Genomic DNA, 16,403 nt, shown 5'->3' with positions numbered 1-16,403 from the left:
CTGGTCGGTACGGCCCGGTGGGTGGAGGAGGGGGGTGATGCGGGACGGGACGCCTCAGGCCTGGCCGACCAGCTCGAATCCCGCCTCGTCGACGGCGGCGCGTACGGCCTCCTCGTCGAGCGCGGCGGTGGAGACGACCGTGACCTCGCCGGTCGAGGCGACGGCCTTCACCGAGGTGACACCGGGCAGCTCCGAGAGCTCGCCGGAGACGGCGCCCTCGCAGTGGCCGCAGCTCATGCCGCTCACCTTGTAGACGGTGGTGACGGAGCCCGGGGTGTCGATCTGAGCGGTCATGTCGTTCTCCTCGTAGCGGCAGGTGGGGCTGACGGGGCCGTGAGGGGCCTCCCGTTACTCCACACTATACCCCTAGGGGGTATTTCTCCAAGAAGGGTCCCGTCGCGTCGACGCGCGCACCCAGGCCACCCCGAGCAGCGCCACGAGGGCCGTCCCGCCGATGGAGAAGAAGGCGAACAGGTGCTCCTGCTCGGCCGTCGGTCGCGGGATGTACCCCTCGGCGAACAGTCGGCCGTCCAGGCCGCTCGTGGTCAGCCGCGCCACCAGCCAGAGCGCGATGCCGTGCGTCGAGTCCCACAGGGCGTGCAGCAACGAGACGCCGAGAAACGTTCCGACGACGGGCGCGGCGCACCGGAACCGCCCGTCCGGGCGACGGCACGCCAGCAGCGCGCCACCCGCGATCGCCGTCCACAGTCCGTGCCCGAAGGGGGCGAGCACCCCGCGCAACAGCTCGGTCTCCAGCAGCGCGCGCAGATCCACGCCGTCCGTCGAGATCACCGCGTCGAACGCGTACCCGGCGCTCTCCAGGGCCGCGAAGCCGAAGCCGACCGTCGCGCCGAGCACCAGCCCCGCCCGCCTCCCGCGCAGCCGGGTCCGCCGGCGCAGCACGAACATCAGCGCGCCGAGCTTCGCCGCCTCCTCGATCGGTCCGACGCCGACGGACATCCACAGGCTCGGGTGGAGCAGGTGGTGCTCCATCGCCGAGGCGCCCAGCACGCCCAGCGTCCCGCCGGTCAGGAAGCAGCCCAGGATCACGTCCACGCCCAGGTCGCGGCCGTGCCGTTCGTACGCCCACAGCACGAAGACGACGGGGGTCAGGAAGCTGCCGAGCAGGATCAGGGTAGGCAGGAGCGTGGTGTTCCGGGTGGCGTAGGTGACGAGCGCCGTGAGCGCCCACAACGCCAGTCCGCCGCCCAGGCAGCGCCGCCACAGCCCGGCGCGGATCCGGGGAGACGCCGGCGGGCGCTGCTGCGGCCCGGGGATACGCGCCCGGGGCGCACCGGGCGGCGGGGAGTAGGACACGGCGAATCCCCTCGTACGGATGCATGCCTGCATATACCTGACGGAACGGAACTAGCCGCACCTTATGCAGACAGACGCCACGCCGCAGTCCGGGTGGCGGCCAGGTGGGGTAGGCGGCGCCGAACCGGTCGGCGGCGGGCGGGCGGGGGCCGGTCTGGGGCCGGGCTGGGGCCGTCGGCGGCCCGTCAGGGGGCCGGGCGGGGGCGGATCGGGGCGGGTCAGGGGGCCGTGGTGACTTCGGCTCCGCTGTGCACGGGCCCGTTCCCGGCCTCGCACACCAGCGGCTCCAGGTAGCGGGTCAGCACGTTTTTCAACTCCTGTACGTACGCGTCGCGTTCGGCGCCCTCGTGGCCCAGGATCAGCTCCAGGCCCGCCTTGTACATGCCCAGGCAGACATGGGCGGTGCGGGTGAGGTCGGCGCGGGGCGCGTCGGGCAGGTAGGAGGAGAGCAGGCCCTCTATGCGGGAGAGCAGCGTCGCGTGCAGCGCGTCGTGCTCCTCGGTGATATGGCCCGGGATGTCGGGGCCGTGCATCAGGGCGAAGAACACCGGGTGGTCGCAGTTGAAGGCGACGAACCGCTCGACGGCCGCGCCGACGGCCTCCTCCAGCGGGGTCGCCGGGTCGATCGGGGCCAGCGCCTCGCCGTAGGCCTCGCGCATCTCGTGCATGAGCCGGTCGCCCAACTCGATCGCGATCGCTTCCTTGTTCGGGAAGAACTGGTAGAGCGTGCCGGGCGAGACACCGGCCTCGCGGGCGATGGCGTTGGTGCTCGCGGCGGTGTAGCCGCTGGTGGTGAAGACGGTGGCCGCGGCCTCCAGCAGCTGCGCGATGCGCCGCTCACCGCGCGCCTGACGGCGGCGCGGCTGCTCCTTCTCCTGGCTCTCGGGCTCCTGGCTCTCGGGCACGCGTTATCCCCAGCTCTTCGTACGCGGTTGACAAACGCGAGCGGTCGCTCGCATTCTGGATCAGTCAGAACGCGAGCGATGTCTCGTGTTTTCGATTCTACGGTTTTCACGACTGCTTGCCAGGTGAAGGGGACACCGCACGATGACCGAAGTCAACCGCCCACCCCGCGCACGGGGCTGGACGCGATTCGTGACCGCCCGCCCCAGGCTGACGCTGCTGGCGGCCCTGGTGCTGACCGTGCTCGCCGTGCTGGCCGGCAGCGGAGTCGCCGACCGACTGGGCAGCGGCGGCTGGGAGGACCCGGGCGCACAGTCCACGTACGCGACCAAGGCCCTGGAGCGCGAGTTCCCCGGCTCCCAGCCCAATCTGCTGCTGCTCGTCGACTCGGGCGGCGCCTCGGTCGACGACAAGGCCGTCGCCGCCGAGGCCGACCGGCTGACGAAGCGCCTGGCCGCCGAGAAGGGAGTCGTCGGCGTCGGCTCCTACTGGCAGGCGGACGCCTCGACCGCCCCCGCCCTGCGCGCGAAGGACGGCCACGAGGCGCTGATAGCGGCCCGCCTCACGGGCGACGAGAAGGCGACGGCCGAGACCCTCGACCGCATCGCGCCCTCCTATCGGGGTGTGCACGGCCCCGTGGAGGTCAAGCTGGGCGGCATCGTCGCGGTCCGGCACGAGATGCAGCAGACCATCCAGGAGGACCTGACCCGCGCCGAGCTGATCGCCCTGCCGATCACCCTGATCCTGCTGGTGATGGTCTTCGGCAGCGCCGTCGCCGCCCTGCTGCCGCTCGGCATCGGCATCGTCGCGATCCTCGGCACCAACGCGGTCCTCAGCGGCCTCACGCGGTTCACCGACGTCTCCATCTTCGCGATGAACCTCACCACGGCCCTCGGCCTCGGCCTGGCCGTCGACTACGCCCTGTTCATCGTCCGGCGCTTCCGCGAGGAACTCGGCACCGGCGCCGATCCGGTGACGGCGATCGGCACCACCCTGCGCACGGCCGGGCGCACGGTCCTGTTCTCCGCACTCACGGTCGCGGTGTCGCTCGCGGCGATGCTCCTCTTCCCGCAGTACTTCCTGCGCTCCTTCGCCTACGCCGGCATGGCGGTGGTCCTGCTGGCCGCCTCGGCCGCCCTGATCCTGCTCCCGGCGACGCTCGTCCTGCTGGGCGACCGGGTCGACGCCCTCGACCTGCGCCGCCTGTTCCGCCGGGGCAGGCCCGCGAACACCTCCGGCACCTCCGGCACTTCTGGCACATCTGGCACCTCCGGCACCTCCGCTGAGGAGGGCGGCAGGGCGTGGGGGTGGACGGCGAGCCTGGTCATGCGCCGAGCCCCCTTCTTCGCCCTGGGGACCACGGCCGTTCTGGTCCTCCTCGGCCTGCCCTTCCTGGGCGTGAAGTTCGGCACGGCGGACGACCGCCAGCTGCCCTCCTCGGCCGAGTCCCACATCGTGCAGCAGCACATCAGGGACGGCTTCCCGGGCAGCCCCGGCGGCGGTCTCGAGGTCCTCGCGGAGGGCAAGGCCACCCAGGCCCAGTACGCGGCCTACAAGGAGCGCGTCGCGGCCCTGCCCGAAGTGGCCCGGGTGGACGGTCCGTCGGTCAAGGGCGACTCGGCCTACTTCACGGTGCTGCCCAAGGGCGAGGCCGTCGACGACGCGGCCCAGGACCTGGTACGCGACCTGCGCGCCACCGACGCCCCCTTCGACACCAAGGTGACCGGCACGGCGGCCGTCCTGGTCGACTCCAAGCACGCGATAGGCGCCCAGCTGCCCTGGGCCGCGGCCTTCGTGGCGATCGTCACCCTGCTCCTGGTCTTCCTCCTGACCGGCAGCGTGCTGATCCCGCTCCAGGCGGTCCTGCTCAACGCCCTCAGCCTGACGGCGATGTTCGGGGCGGTGGTCTGGGTCTTCCAGGACGGCCACCTCTCCGGCCTGCTCGGCTTCACCAGCCCCGGCTCCATCGAGACGACCCTCCCCGTTCTGATGTTCTGCGTGGCTTTCGGCCTCTCCATGGACTACGGCGTGTTCCTGCTCTCCCGCATCAAGGAGGAGTACGACCGCACCGGCGACCACGACCGCGCGGTCCGCCTGGGCCTGCAGCGCACGGGCGGTCTGATCACGGCGGCGGCGGTCATCCTGGCGGTGGTCATGGTCGCGATAGGCACCTCGCGCGTCACCAACACCAAGATGCTCGGCCTGGGCATCGCCCTGGCGGTCCTGATGGACGCGATGGTGGTCCGCAGCCTCCTGGTCCCGGCGGTGATGCGCCTGACAGGCAAGGCGACCTGGTGGGCGCCGGGGCCGTTGCGAAGGTTCCACGAGCGGTTCGGACTGAGCGAGGGGGGAGAGGAACCCTCCAAGGGCGCGCAGAACGGCGCGACCAGCCACGATGTACCCGCAGACAACGACGGTGACGGGAGCCCAGATGCGAGCGGTGATCTTCGAGAAGTTCAGTCGACCCGCTGAGGTACGCGAGGTCCCCGAGCCACGACCGGCGCCGCATGGAGTCATCGTCCGGGTGGAAGCCACCGGCCTCTGTCGAAGCGACTGGCACGGCTGGCAGGGCCACGACCCGGACATCGCGCTCCCGCACGTCCCGGGCCATGAACTGGCCGGGGTGATCGAGGAGGCCGGCGCCGAAGTGCGGAACTGGCATCCCGGCGCCAGAGTCACCGTTCCCTTCGCGTGCGGCTGCGGCAGCTGCCCCTCCTGCACAGCCGGCCACCACCAGGTGTGCGAACGCCAGACCCAGCCCGGCTTCACGCACTGGGGCTCCTTCGCCCAGTACGTGGCCCTGGACCACGCCGACGTGAACCTGGTCGCGATCCCCGAGGACCTGTCGTACGCCACCGCCGCCTCCCTCGGCTGCCGGTTCGCCACGGCGTTCCGGGCGGTCGTGCAGCAGGGCCGGGTCGCCGCGGGGGAGTGGGTGGCGGTGCACGGCTGCGGAGGCGTGGGCCTCTCGGCGGTGATGATCGCGGCGGCCTCGGGAGCGCGGGTGGTCGCCGTGGACGTCTCGCCGAAGGCCCTGGACCTGGCGCGGAAGTTCGGCGCGGCGCAGTGCGTGGACGCGACGGGGGCGCCGGACACGGCGGAGGCGGTACGTGAGCTGACCGGGGGCGGCGCGCACCTCTCCCTCGACGCCCTCGGTTCCCCCGTCACCTGCGCCGCCTCGGTGAACGGTCTGCGTCGCCGCGGCCGGCACATCCAGGTCGGCCTGCTCCCCTCGGCGGACGGCACGACGCCCGTCCCGATGGCCCGCGCCATCGCCCTGGAACTGGAGATCCTGGGCAGCCACGGCATGGCCGCCCACACCTACCCGCAGATGCTGGAGCTGGTCCGGGCGGGGGTGCTGCGCCCCGACCTGCTGGTCACGTCGACGATCACCTTGGACGCCGTCCCGGACGCCCTGGCGGCGCTGGGCACGGCACCGGGCGCGGGAGCAACGGTGATCGAGCCATGGGCCTGAGAGCCGGCCGAGGCCGAAGCCGAGGCCGGGGGAGGGGGCCGGGGCGGGCGGCGGCAGGTCAGCGAGCCGCGGCTGCGGAAGCGGCCGGCGTCGCCTGTGCGGCCGTCCACTCCCGGTCCAGGATCGCCATGAGCACCTCGTCCACCCACACCCCGTCCCGTAGAGCGGCCTCCCGCCGCACCCCCTCGACCACGAAGCCGACCTTCTCGTAGACCCGGCGGGCCCGGCCGTTGTCGCCGTACAGCTCCAACTGCACGCGGTGCAGACCGAGTTGTTCGAAGCCATGATCGACGATGAGCCGGGTCGCCTCGGTGCCGAGTCCACGGTCGCGACCCCGAGGGCCGATCAGCGTGCGGAAGGTGCAACCCCGGGCGTCCGGATCCCACTCATGGAGAACGACCTCGCCGACGAGTTCGCCGGTGGCCCGGTCGATGACGGCGAGGTCCAGCCGGTCGGGCTGCGCGGAGCGGGAGGCATACCAGGAGCGCACGCGCTCGGCGGTGAGGTCGCTGTTCGGCGGGCCGGTGAAGCGGATGACCTCGGGGTCGCCGATGATCTCCCACATGGTGTCGGCGTCGGCCTCCGTGAAGGGCCGCAGGACGGTCTTCGGGCCGCAGAGCAGGGGTTTGACGGAGAAGTCCACGCACAGCACTGTGCCCCACGCGGCGGTGGGGCACAGCCGGTTTTCTCTCTGCCGCCGGTCAGTCCGGCATGCGCCCCCGGTTGCCCGGTCGGGCGGCGACCCAGGTGCGGACGGTCTCGGGGTACCAGAAGGGCTTGCCGCCCTCGACGTGGTCGGGCGCGGGCAGCAGTCCGTGCTTGCGGTAGGACCGTACGGTGTCCGGCTGCACCTTGATGTGAGCCGCGATCTCCTTGTAGGACCAGAGCCTTCGGTCGGTCATGAGCTGCACCTCCTGCGCGCGCGGGGGCGGCGGCCGGGAGGCCGCCCGGGGGAGCCCGGCGCTGCGTTGGCGATCACTGAGCCTGTGCCCCGTGAACGACGCTCGGTGACTGTCGGAAGGCGGCTGTCGACCGCGTGTGACGCAAGGCCCGCGCACACGCGACATGTGTGACAAGAAGGGGGTGTTTGTGACAGAGGTGACGCACAGGAATGCGCGGGGCCTGTGGGAGGGGCGCGTTGACAAACGCCCCAGGACCGCCGACAGAAGCCGCTGCGGGGCGTCGCCGACACGCATCGCCCGACACGCATCGCCGACGCGCGAGTCGTCGACGCGTATCGCCGACAGGAGGCGGGTCGGACCCGCTGCGACGGGCCCGACCCGACCCCGTTCCCCGCCATCCCCCCGGAACAACCGGATCAACTGGCGGGACCCAGCCTGTATTCAGCCAATGCGCCGGGTCTTGGAAAAATGCGCACCCGGTCCGGACCATTCGTTCGGCCGTACCGGCAGGACCAGGCTCGTCGCCTCCCCGCTCAGCCGGTCGGCCGCCGGGGAAACCGCCGGCGAACCCCGCCTGGCCTGCGCGAACTCCCTCGGCGTACACCCCGTCATGGCCTTGAACTCACCGCTGAGATGAGCCTGGTCGTAGAAGCCGCAGAGTGCCGCGGTCTCGGCCGCGCTCTGCCCGTCCGCCAGCAGCCGACGGGCCCTTTGCAGCCGCAGCACCCGGGCCGCCGCCTTGGGGCCGAGCCCGATCTGCTCCCGGAAACGATTCTCCAGGTGTCGCACGCTCCAGCCGACCTCCTCGGCCAGCCGGGGCACCGGTATCGCGCCACCCGTGCGCACGAGCAGGGCCCAGGCCCGCGCCACCCGCTCCGAACTCGGCGTGCCGGCCGCCCACCACCGGGCGAACACCTCGTCGAGCAGCCCGAACCGTTCCTCCCAGCCGGGCAGCGCGGCCAGCGCGGCGGCGAGTTCGCCGACGGAGGTGGCCAGCGCGTGCGGCAGCTCGTCGGGGTCGACGGTGCGGTTGACGAGCTCGTGCTGGGGCGTGCCGAAGAGGGTGAACGCGGCCCAGGGCGTGAGCAGCACCTCGATGCCCGACATCCGCCCGTCGTGTTCGCCGACGGCCGGCGTGGTCGTCGGCCCGCAGTACACGGACACGAGCGTGTCCGGGGCCCGTCCGCTGCGAGAGATCCGCACGGGCTCGTCGAACCCCAGCAACAGGGTCGAGGCCCCGATCGGCGTCTCCAACCGCCGCCGGGGCCGGGTCATGGCCAGTCGGATCCCGCGATAGCTCATCACCCCGGGCCGCAGCCGGGGGTGCGGCGAGCCCATGGCGAACTCCCAGGACCCGCCTGGTCCTTGTCCCGACCGAGTGTGCACGGTGCTGGCAGCCATGGGTGCCTATGGTGCTACGGCGGGGCAACGTCCTGAAAGGGGCGCGGGGAACTGCGCGACAAGCCGCACACAACCGGCACTCGCTCAAGCACGGCACCTGCCACCCCCGTAGGCGCCCCGCCCGCCCCCGGAGGGTTACGCCCCGCAGGACCTGAGAAACGCCCGGGTCCGCTGAGCGATCGGCAACGGAGTGTCCGGCTCGCAGGGGTACATGTCCTGCTCGACGATCGCGAAGAGATCGACGTCGAGCTTGCCGGCCGCCGCCAGGACGGGACCCAACTCCGGCACGCCCCGAGGCGGCTCGCACATCACGCCCTGCGCGACGGCCGGCCCGAACGGCGTGCCCTTCGACTTCACGTCGGCGAGGATCGCCGGGTCGACCTGCTTGAGGTGCAGATATCCGATCCGCGACCCGTACGTCTCGATCAGCTTGACGCTGTCGCCGCCGCAGTACGCGTAGTGCCCGGTGTCCAGGCACAGCGAGACCAGGTCGGAGTCGGTGCCGTCCAGGAACCGGACGACGTTCTCCTCGCTGTCGATGTGGGTGTCGGCATGCGGGTGGACGACGATCTGCAACCCGTACCGCTCCCGCACCTCCCGCCCCAGCCGTTCCGTCAGCGAGGTGAGATTGCGCCACTGCTCGGGCGTCAGCGTGTCGGACTCCAGCACCTCGCCGGTCTTGTCGTCCCGCCAGAAGGACGGGATGACGACGAGATGCTTGGCGCCCATCGCCTGCGCGAGCACCGCGTTGTCCGCGACGTGCGCCCAGGTCTTCTCCCACACGGCCTCGCCGTGGTGCAGGCCGGTGAAGACCGTGCCCGCCGAGACCTTCAGGCCGCGCTTCGACGTCTCCTCGGTGAGGACTGCGGGATCGGTCGGCAGATACCCGTAGGGGCCGAGCTCGATCCACTCGTAGCCGGACTGCGCGACCTCGTCGAGGAAGCGCTGCCAGGTGACCTGGGCGGGATCGTCCGGGAACCAGACGCCCCAGCTGTCGGGGGCCGATCCGATCCGGATGCGGGAAAGTGAGGACTCAGGTGACAACGACGTCATGGGCGTCAGCGTGCGGTCTCCCCGAAGGGGGTGTCAAGGGCTGGTCCGAATGTCTGGACAAAACATTGACAGGGCCCGCCGCGCGGGGCTACAAAGCCGTGAGAGCCGACACCGGACGTGGACGAGGGACGTGTGCCGGGGACGGGCCGAATGCGAAGGGAACTCGATGGCGTACGACCTGATCACCATGGGGCGGATCGGAGTGGACCTCTATCCGCTGCAGACGGGTGTGCCACTCCCGCAGGTCACGTCCTTCGGGAAGTTCCTGGGGGGATCGGCGACCAACGTCGCCGTCGCCGCCGCCCGGCTCGGCCGGGAGACCGCGGTGATCTCCCGCACCGGCGACGACCCCTTCGGCACCTATCTGCACGAGGCCCTGCGCGGCTTCGGCGTGGACGACCGCTGGGTCACCTCCGTGCCCGGGCTGCCGACGCCCGTCACCTTCTGCGAGGTCTTCCCGCCGGACGACTTCCCGCTGTACTTCTACCGCCGGCCCAAGGCGCCGGACCTGGAGATCGACGCCCATGAGCTCGACCTCGGCGCCGTCCGCGAGGCCCGCATCTTCTGGGTCACCGGCACCGGCCTGAGCGAGGAGCCCAGCCGTACGGCGACCCTCGCCGCCCTCGCCCACCGGGCCAGGGCCGGCACCACGGTCTTCGACCTGGACTGGCGCCCGATGTTCTGGTCGGATCCGGAATCGGCCCGCCCCTTCTACACCGAGGCCCTCAAGCACACCACCGTCGCCGTCGGAAACCTCGACGAGGTGGAGGTCGCCACCGGAGTGCGCGAGCCGCAGGCCGCCGCGCAGGCGCTGCTGGACGCCGGCGTGGAACTCGCGGTCGTCAAGCAGGGCCCCAAGGGCGTCCTCGCCGTCAACAGCAAGGGCGAGTCCGCCGAGGTCCCGCCGCTGCCGGTGAACGTCCTCAACGGCCTCGGCGCCGGTGACGCCTTCGGCGGCTCCCTCTGCCACGGCCTGCTCGCGGGCTGGGACCTGGAGAAGATCATGCGCCACGCCAACGCGGCCGGGGCGATCGTCGCCTCCCGTCTGGAGTGCTCCTCCGCGATGCCGACCGTCGCCGAGGTCGAGGCCGCGATCGCCGCCGGAGCGGTGCTGTGATGGCGGGCCGCAAGCGCGGCGCCCCCGACGAGACCTACGACACGGGCTGCCACGGCATGATCGAGCAGCCATCCGGAAGCGAGCCCGTGACCGAGACCCCGACCGGGACGACCGAGACCTCGACCGGGACGACCGGGACCACGACCGTCGACGTCTCCGAACTCGTCCGGCTGCGCACGCAGTACCCCGAGGCGATCGCCGAGGCCGCCGCCCGCCGCCCGCGCAGGCCGCTCCTCGACGACTCCGGCCGGCTGATGATCGTCGCGGCCGACCATCCGGCCCGTGGCGCGCTCGGCGTCGGCGGCGACCGGATGGCCATGGCCAACCGCGCCGACCTGCTGGAACGCCTCTGCCTGGCGCTCTCGCGCCCCGGCGTGGACGGCGTCCTCGCGACCGCCGACATCCTCGACGACCTGCTCCTCCTCGGCGCCCTCGACGGCAAGGTCGTCATGGGCTCGATGAACCGCGGCGGTCTCCAGGGCGCGGTCTTCGAGCTCGACGACCGCTTCACCGGCCACCGCGCCGAGGACATCGAGCGGCTGAACTTCGACGCGGGCAAGCTGCTGCTGCGCATCGACTACGACGACCCGGGCTCCCTCACCACCCTGGAGACCACGGCCCGCGCCATCGACGACATGGCCGCCCGCAAGCTCCCCCTCTTCGTCGAACCGTTCATCAGCCGCCGCGGCGAGGACGGAAAGCTGCGCAACGACCTCTCCGCCGAGGCCGTCACCAAGTCGATCGCCATCGCCTCGGGTCTGGGCGGCACGTCCGCCTACACCTGGCTGAAGCTTCCGGTCACCGACAACCCCGACGACATGGCCGAGGTCATGGAGACGTCCACGCTCCCCGCCGTCCTGCTGGGCGGCGAGGTCGGCGACGACCAGGACGGCGCGTACGAGAAGTGGCGCGGGGCGCTGCAACTCCCCACCGTGCGGGGCCTGGTGGTCGGCCGTTCGCTGCTCTACCCGGCGGACGGGGACGTCGCCGCCGCCGTGGACACCGCCGTCGGACTGCTGTGAGGGCCGCATGACGAACAACGACCTGTACGTCCCGCGCGGCGCCACCGCGGACGGGAACTATGTCCTCGACATCGACCCGAAGCGGGCCGGCTGGACCCACAGCAGCCTGCGGATCGTCGAGCTGGAGCCGGGCGGCACGCACCTCTTCACCACCGGTGACAGCGAGTGGATCGTGCTTCCGCTCGAAGGCGGATGTACCGTACAAACAGACGGAAAAGAGTTCCAACTCCTGGGCAGGGAAAGCGTGTTCGCGTCGGTCTCCGACTTCGCGTACGTTCCCCGAGACGCCCGGGTCCAGATCGCCTCCGGCGCGGGAGGCCGCTTCGCCCTGGCAGGAGCGAAGTGCGAGCGACAACTCCCCGCCCGCTACGGCCCCGCGCCGGAGGTCCCCGTCGAAGAGCGCGGCAGCGGCAACTGCGCCCGTCTGGTGCGCAACTTCGCCTCCGCCGACGCCTTCGACTGCGACAAGCTGATCGCCGTCGAGGTGATCACCCCCGGCGGCAACTGGTCCTCGTACCCGCCGCACAAGCACGACGAGCACCGGCCGGGCGAGGAGGCCGAGCTCGAGGAGATCTACTACTTCGAGATCGACGGCCCGGGCGGCTTCGGCTATCAGCGCGTCTCGCCCTCGCGCGAGGGCGGCGCCGACGTCCTCGCCGAGGTCCGCTCCGGTGACGCCGTCCTCGTCCCCGACGGCTGGCACGGGCCGGCCATCGCCCAGCCGGGCCACGCCATGTACTACCTGAACGTCATGGCGGGACCGGGCCAGACCCGGGAGTGGCGGATCTGCTTCCACCCGGACCACGTAGAGAGCACAGGGGGTTACCGATGACGTCGACCTCGACCACCAGGCTGACCGTCGCCCAGGCGCTCGTCCGCTTCCTCGCCGCCCAGTACACGGAGCGCGACGGCGTACGGCAGCGGCTGATCGGCGCGACCTGGGGCATCTTCGGCCACGGCAACGTGGCCGGCCTCGGCCAGGCGCTGATCGAGTACGGCGCCGAGATGCCGTTCCACCAGGGCCGCAACGAGCAGTCGATGGTGCACGCGGCGGTGGGCTACGCCCGCCAGTCGAACCGGCTCTCCACGCACGCGGTGACGACGTCCATCGGCCCCGGCGCGACGAACCTGGTGACCGGCGCCGCCCTGGCGACCGTCAACCACCTCCCGGTCCTCCTCCTCCCCGGCGACATCTTCGCGACCCGCGTCGCCGACCCGGTGCTCCAGCAGCTCGAAGTTCCCTACGCGGGCGATGTGTCGGTCAACGACAGCCTGCGCCCGGTGTCGAGGTACTTCGACCGCGTCACCCGCCCGGAGGCCCTGATCCCGGCGGCCCTCCAGGCGATGCGGGTGCTGACGGACCCCGTGGAGACGGGCGCGGTCACCCTCGCGATGCCCCAGGACGTCCAGGCCGAGGCCTACGACTGGCCCGACGAGTTCTTCGCCGAGCGCACCTGGGTCGTCCGTCGCCCGGGCGCCGACCCGACCGAACTCGCGGAAGCGGTCCGTGCGATACGCGCCGCCCGCCGCCCCCTGATCATCGCCGGCGGCGGAGTCCACCACAGCCGCGCGGAGGAGGCCCTCGCCGAGTTCGCCGAGGCCACCGGCATCCCGGTCGCCTCCACCCAGGCCGGCAAGGGATCGCTGCGCTACGACCACCCCCAGGACGTGGGCGGCGTCGGCCACACCGGCACCGCCACCGCCGACGAACTCGCCCGCACCGCGGACCTGATCATCGGCGTGGGCACCCGCTACACCGACTTCACCACCGCCTCGGGCACCCTGTTCACGGGCGACGGAGTCCGCTTCCTCAACCTCAACATCGCCCCCTACGACGGCCACAAGCTCGCCGGTCTGCCCCTCGTGGCGGACGCCCGCAGCGGCCTGGGCGAGCTGACGCAGGCCCTCGGACTGCACGGCCACCGCGTCCCGGACGCCTACGTCACCGAGTACTCGGAGGACAAGGAGCGCTGGGAGCAGCGCGTCGACGCCTGCTACGAGGCCGACGAGCCCGACGTACGCCCGACCCAGCCGCAGGTGCTCGGGGCCCTCGACGCCCTCGCCGACGAGTCGGACGTCGTCATCAACGCGGCCGGTTCCCTCCCCGGCGACCTGCACAAGCTGTGGCGGGCCCGCTCCCGGGACCAGTACCACCTGGAGTACGGCTACTCCTGCATGGGCTACGAGATCCCGGCGGCCATCGGAGTGAAACTCGCCGCCCCCGAGCGCAACGTCTGGGCGCTGGTCGGCGACGGCACGTATCTGATGATGCCGACCGAGATCGTGACGGCCGTGCAGGAGGGGATCGCGATCAAGATCCTGCTCATCCAGAACCACGGCTACGCCTCGATCGGCGGTCTGTCGGAGTCCGTCGGCGGCGAGCGGTTCGGCACCGCGTACCGCTACACCTCGGACGACGGCACCTTCACCGGGGCCCCGCTGCCCGTCGACCTGGCCGCCAACGTGGCCAGCCTCGGGATGCGCGTCCTGCGCGCGAAGACCGTCCAGGAACTGCGCGAGGCCCTCGCCGAGGCGCGCCGCGCCGACACTCCCACTTGTGTCTACGTGGAGACCGAAACGGCCGACACTGTGTCGGGCCCGCCGCCCGCGCAGGCCTGGTGGGATGTACCTGTGGCCGAGACCGCGACACGACCGTCCGCGGTGAAGGCACGTGAGCTGTACGAACGGCACGTCTCTACCCGACGCCGCCATCTGTGAAGGAGCACTCGGTCATGACGAAGATCGTCAACCACTGGATCGGCGGCAAGACCGTCGAGGGCGCGTCGGGCAACTACGGGCCGGTCACCGACCCGGCGACCGGCGCGGTCACCACGAAGGTCGCGTTCGCCTCCGTCGAGGAGGTCGACGCGGCGGTTGCGGCCGCGAAGGACGCGTTCGCGACCTGGGGCCTCTCGTCCCTCGCCAAGCGCACCACGATCCTGTTCAAGTTCCGTGCGCTGCTGGACGCGCACCGCGACGAGATCGCCGAGCTGATCACCGCCGAGCACGGCAAGGTGCACTCGGACGCGCTCGGCGAGGTCGCGCGCGGCCTGGAGATCGTCGACCTGGCGTGCGGGATCACCGTGCAGCTGAAGGGCGAGCTGTCCACCGAGGTCGCCAGCCGGGTGGACGTCTCCTCCATCCGCCAGCCGCTGGGCGTCGTCGCGGGCATCACGCCGTTCAACTTCCCGGCGATGGTCCCGATGTGGATGTTCCCGATCGCGATCGCGACCGGCAACACCTTTGTGCTGAAGCCGTCCGAGAAGGACCCCTCGGCGTCCCTGAAGCTCGCCGAGCTCCTCGCCGAGGCCGGTCTGCCGGACGGCGTGTTCAACGTCGTCAACGGCGACAAGGCGGCCGTCGACCGCCTCCTGGAGCACCCGGACGTCAAGGCCGTCTCCTTCGTCGGCTCGACCCCGATCGCCCGGCACATCCACACCACCGCCTCCGCGAACCACAAGCGCGTGCAGGCGCTCGGCGGCGCGAAGAACCACATGCTGGTCCTCCCCGACGCGGACCTGGACGCGGCCGCGGACGCCGCCGTCTCCGCCGCCTACGGCTCGGCCGGCGAGCGCTGCATGGCCATCTCCGCGGTCGTCGCGGTCGGCTCGATCGGCGACGAGCTGGTGGAGAAGATCCGCGAGCGCGCCGAGAAGATCAAGATCGGCCCCGGCAACGACCCGACCTCCGAGATGGGCCCGCTCATCACGGCCGTCCACCGCGACAAGGTCGCCTCCTACGTCACCGGCGCGGCGGCCGAGGGCGCCGAGGTCGTCCTGGACGGCACCGGCTACACCGTCGACGGCTTCGAGGACGGCCACTGGATCGGCATCTCGCTCCTCGACAAGGTCCCCACCACCGCGAAGGCCTACCAGGACGAGATCTTCGGCCCGGTGCTGTGCGTGCTGCGCGTGGACACCTACGACGAGGGCGTGGCGCTGATCAACAGCTCCCCCTTCGGCAACGGCACCGCGATCTTCACCCGCGACGGCGGCGCGGCCCGCCGCTTCCAGCTGGAGATCGAGGCCGGCATGGTCGGCGTCAACGTCCCGATCCCGGTCCCCGTCGGCTACCACAGCTTCGGCGGCTGGAAGGACTCCCTCTTCGGCGACCACCACATCTACGGCAACGACGGCACCCACTTCTACACCCGCGGCAAGGTCGTCACCACCCGCTGGCCCGACCCCGCCGACGCCCCCACCGGCGTCGACCTGGGCTTCCCCCGCAACCACTGAGGCCCGCAACCACTGAGGCCCGAACACTCGAACACCGACCGCGCCCTGCCCCCTCTCGCTCTCGCGAGGGGGACAGGGCGCGCTCGTGTCACTGTGCGGCGCCGCCCTGCTCGACGGCCTCGGTGAGGTCGCCGGTCTGCGCGGCCGGCGGGGCCTGCACCGCGGCCGTCCCGCCGAACTTCTCGAAGTCCATGGTGACCGTCACCTTGCCGACGGTCTGCTTCAACCGGACCGGCAGCTCCTTGCCGCCGACCCAGATGTCCACGGTGATGGAGTCCGCGTCGCCGGTGACCGAGCCGAACAGGGTGCTGCCGTCGGTGAAGGCGTCGTCGAACCCGCCCATCCGGCTGTTGTCGAGCACGGCCCGGTAGTGGGTCGTGCGCTGACCGCCGACCGTCTCCTTGCCGAGTTCTTCCACGTCGTCGGCGTACTGCAGGCTGCTCAGGGAGGCCACCGGGCCGGCGCTCTCGGAGAGGGCCTGCGGGCCCGCGTCGCCGAACATCGCCGACGCGTCCACCTTCATCCACTCCTTGCCCGCGAGCGGGCCGGCGGGCTGCGGATCGACGTCGTAGTAATAGGCGCCGTCGACGAACAGCGCGCGGATCCTCGGGGCGTCCTGGAGCGTCTGCAGCCGGGCGGCCGCGGTGTCCATCTCGACGTCGAAGGCGTAGCCGTCACCCCAGGTGTACAGGCCGTCCATGGCGACCGGCTGCCCGGTTCCCAGGTCGGTCGTCATCCTGACCTCGGCGGATCCCAGGTCCTGGCTCAGGTCGCCCGCCCGGGTCAGCACCGACAGGATCCCGGCGGTGTCGTCCACGACCTTGGACGACGCGTCGGCGGCCTCCGCCGCCCGCCTGCCGCACCCGACACCGGCCAGCAGCGTGGCCGCCGTGATCGCCACCCAGACAGCCCTGTGCCCCGGTCCCATATGTCCCCACCCCTGTGCAACGTCTGTGCCCGCACAACCCTGACGGGACA

General features: G+C 71.6%; 15 protein-coding genes. 7 read left to right on the top strand and 8 right to left on the bottom strand.

What is annotated here, in order from left to right; all coding sequences use genetic code 11:
- Window positions 1-54 precede the first annotated feature (54 nt).
- The 3 genes from ABZ725_RS26570 to ABZ725_RS26560 form a co-directional block, all read right to left on the bottom strand.
- A complete protein-coding gene (locus tag ABZ725_RS26570) occupies window positions 55-294 on the bottom strand; it encodes a heavy-metal-associated domain-containing protein (RefSeq protein WP_358805082.1) in 240 nt (79 codons plus the stop codon).
- A 72-nt stretch (window positions 295-366) separates the two neighbouring features.
- On the bottom strand, window positions 367-1,317 hold the full coding sequence (locus ABZ725_RS26565) for a PrsW family intramembrane metalloprotease (RefSeq protein WP_358805081.1): 951 nt from the start codon (window positions 1,315-1,317) through the stop codon (window positions 367-369).
- 218 nt (window positions 1,318-1,535) lie between these two features.
- Window positions 1,536-2,222, bottom strand: a complete 687-nt coding sequence (locus ABZ725_RS26560) for a TetR family transcriptional regulator (RefSeq protein ID WP_358805080.1) — start codon at window positions 2,220-2,222, stop codon at window positions 1,536-1,538.
- Window positions 2,223-2,364: 142 nt separating this feature from the next.
- Here ABZ725_RS26560 and ABZ725_RS26555 point away from each other — a divergent pair, with 142 nt between their 5' ends.
- Window positions 2,365-4,692 carry an MMPL family transporter gene (locus ABZ725_RS26555; RefSeq protein WP_358805079.1) on the top strand — a complete coding sequence of 776 codons (2,328 nt, stop codon included), beginning with the start codon at window positions 2,365-2,367 and terminating at the stop codon, window positions 4,690-4,692.
- A complete protein-coding gene (locus tag ABZ725_RS26550) occupies window positions 4,652-5,695 on the top strand; it encodes a zinc-dependent alcohol dehydrogenase family protein (RefSeq protein WP_358805078.1) in 1,044 nt (347 codons plus the stop codon). Before ABZ725_RS26555 ends, ABZ725_RS26550 begins: the two co-directional genes overlap by 41 nt.
- A 58-nt stretch (window positions 5,696-5,753) precedes the next feature.
- Here the strand turns inward: ABZ725_RS26550 and ABZ725_RS26545 are convergent, their stop codons facing one another.
- The 4 genes from ABZ725_RS26545 to ABZ725_RS26530 all read right to left on the bottom strand — a co-directional run bounded on the left by ABZ725_RS26545 (window position 5,754) and on the right by ABZ725_RS26530 (window position 9,051).
- Entirely contained in the window at window positions 5,754-6,347 is a 594-nt protein-coding gene (locus ABZ725_RS26545; protein WP_358805077.1) for a GNAT family protein, read from the bottom strand.
- 49 nt (window positions 6,348-6,396) lie between these two features.
- Window positions 6,397-6,597, bottom strand: coding sequence for a MarR family transcriptional regulator (locus ABZ725_RS26540; RefSeq protein WP_358805076.1), 201 nt, complete (start codon window positions 6,595-6,597; stop codon window positions 6,397-6,399).
- A 441-nt stretch (window positions 6,598-7,038) separates the two neighbouring features.
- On the bottom strand, window positions 7,039-7,872 hold the full coding sequence (locus tag ABZ725_RS26535; protein WP_358805298.1) for an AraC family transcriptional regulator: 834 nt from the start codon (window positions 7,870-7,872) through the stop codon (window positions 7,039-7,041).
- Between the two features lie 261 nt (window positions 7,873-8,133).
- A complete protein-coding gene (locus ABZ725_RS26530; protein WP_351906512.1) occupies window positions 8,134-9,051 on the bottom strand; it encodes a sugar phosphate isomerase/epimerase in 918 nt (305 codons plus the stop codon).
- A gap of 166 nt (window positions 9,052-9,217) precedes the next feature.
- Here ABZ725_RS26530 and iolC point away from each other — a divergent pair, with 166 nt between their 5' ends.
- Genes iolC through mmsA form a run of 5 tightly spaced genes read left to right on the top strand, consistent with a single transcriptional unit; the run spans window position 9,218 to window position 15,425 of the window.
- The gene (gene iolC / locus ABZ725_RS26525) at window positions 9,218-10,168 is read left to right on the top strand and encodes a 5-dehydro-2-deoxygluconokinase (protein ID WP_358805075.1); all 951 of its coding nucleotides are present in this window, start codon (window positions 9,218-9,220) and stop codon (window positions 10,166-10,168) included.
- Complete coding sequence (locus tag ABZ725_RS26520; protein WP_358805074.1) at window positions 10,168-11,190, top strand: deoxyribose-phosphate aldolase; 1,023 nt, start codon at window positions 10,168-10,170, stop codon at window positions 11,188-11,190. The genes iolC and ABZ725_RS26520 overlap by 1 nt, the downstream gene beginning before the upstream one ends.
- 7 nt (window positions 11,191-11,197) lie before the next feature.
- Entirely contained in the window at window positions 11,198-12,022 is an 825-nt protein-coding gene (gene iolB / locus ABZ725_RS26515) for a 5-deoxy-glucuronate isomerase (RefSeq protein WP_351906503.1), read from the top strand.
- The gene (gene iolD / locus ABZ725_RS26510) at window positions 12,019-13,908 is read left to right on the top strand and encodes a 3D-(3,5/4)-trihydroxycyclohexane-1,2-dione acylhydrolase (decyclizing) (RefSeq protein WP_358805073.1); all 1,890 of its coding nucleotides are present in this window, start codon (window positions 12,019-12,021) and stop codon (window positions 13,906-13,908) included. The genes iolB and iolD overlap by 4 nt, the downstream gene beginning before the upstream one ends.
- 14 nt (window positions 13,909-13,922) lie before the next feature.
- Window positions 13,923-15,425 (top strand): CoA-acylating methylmalonate-semialdehyde dehydrogenase, encoded by a 1,503-nt coding sequence (gene mmsA, locus ABZ725_RS26505; protein ID WP_351906497.1) that lies wholly within the window; start codon window positions 13,923-13,925, stop codon window positions 15,423-15,425.
- Between the two features lie 88 nt (window positions 15,426-15,513).
- Here the strand turns inward: mmsA and ABZ725_RS26500 are convergent, their stop codons facing one another.
- Window positions 15,514-16,326, bottom strand: coding sequence for a hypothetical protein (locus ABZ725_RS26500; RefSeq protein WP_358805072.1), 813 nt, complete (start codon window positions 16,324-16,326; stop codon window positions 15,514-15,516).
- Window positions 16,327-16,403 lie beyond the last annotated feature (77 nt).

Origin of the sequence: Streptomyces sp. NPDC006872 (assembly GCF_040635845.1) — a bacterium.
Taxonomy (GTDB): Bacteria; Actinomycetota; Actinomycetes; order Streptomycetales; family Streptomycetaceae; genus Streptomyces.
This window is presented reverse-complemented; position numbering and strand designations above follow the sequence as displayed.

Bases quoted from the DNA above. Each gene is read 5' to 3' on its own strand.
- ABZ725_RS26550 (WP_358805078.1), top strand. From the start codon at position 4,652: ATGCGAGCGGTGATCTTCGAGAAGTTCAGTCGACCCGCTGAGGTACGC.
- ABZ725_RS26555 (WP_358805079.1), top strand. From the start codon at position 2,365: ATGACCGAAGTCAACCGCCCACCCCGCGCACGGGGCTGGACGCGATTC.
- iolC (WP_358805075.1), top strand. From the start codon at position 9,218: ATGGCGTACGACCTGATCACCATGGGGCGGATCGGAGTGGACCTCTAT.
- mmsA (WP_351906497.1), top strand. From the start codon at position 13,923: ATGACGAAGATCGTCAACCACTGGATCGGCGGCAAGACCGTCGAGGGC.
- ABZ725_RS26535 (WP_358805298.1), bottom strand. From the start codon at position 7,872: ATGACCCGGCCCCGGCGGCGGTTGGAGACGCCGATCGGGGCCTCGACC.
- ABZ725_RS26520 (WP_358805074.1), top strand. From the start codon at position 10,168: ATGGCGGGCCGCAAGCGCGGCGCCCCCGACGAGACCTACGACACGGGC.
- ABZ725_RS26570 (WP_358805082.1), bottom strand. From the start codon at position 294: ATGACCGCTCAGATCGACACCCCGGGCTCCGTCACCACCGTCTACAAG.
- iolB (WP_351906503.1), top strand. From the start codon at position 11,198: ATGACGAACAACGACCTGTACGTCCCGCGCGGCGCCACCGCGGACGGG.
- iolD (WP_358805073.1), top strand. From the start codon at position 12,019: ATGACGTCGACCTCGACCACCAGGCTGACCGTCGCCCAGGCGCTCGTC.
- ABZ725_RS26530 (WP_351906512.1), bottom strand. From the start codon at position 9,051: ATGACGTCGTTGTCACCTGAGTCCTCACTTTCCCGCATCCGGATCGGA.
- ABZ725_RS26540 (WP_358805076.1), bottom strand. From the start codon at position 6,597: ATGACCGACCGAAGGCTCTGGTCCTACAAGGAGATCGCGGCTCACATC.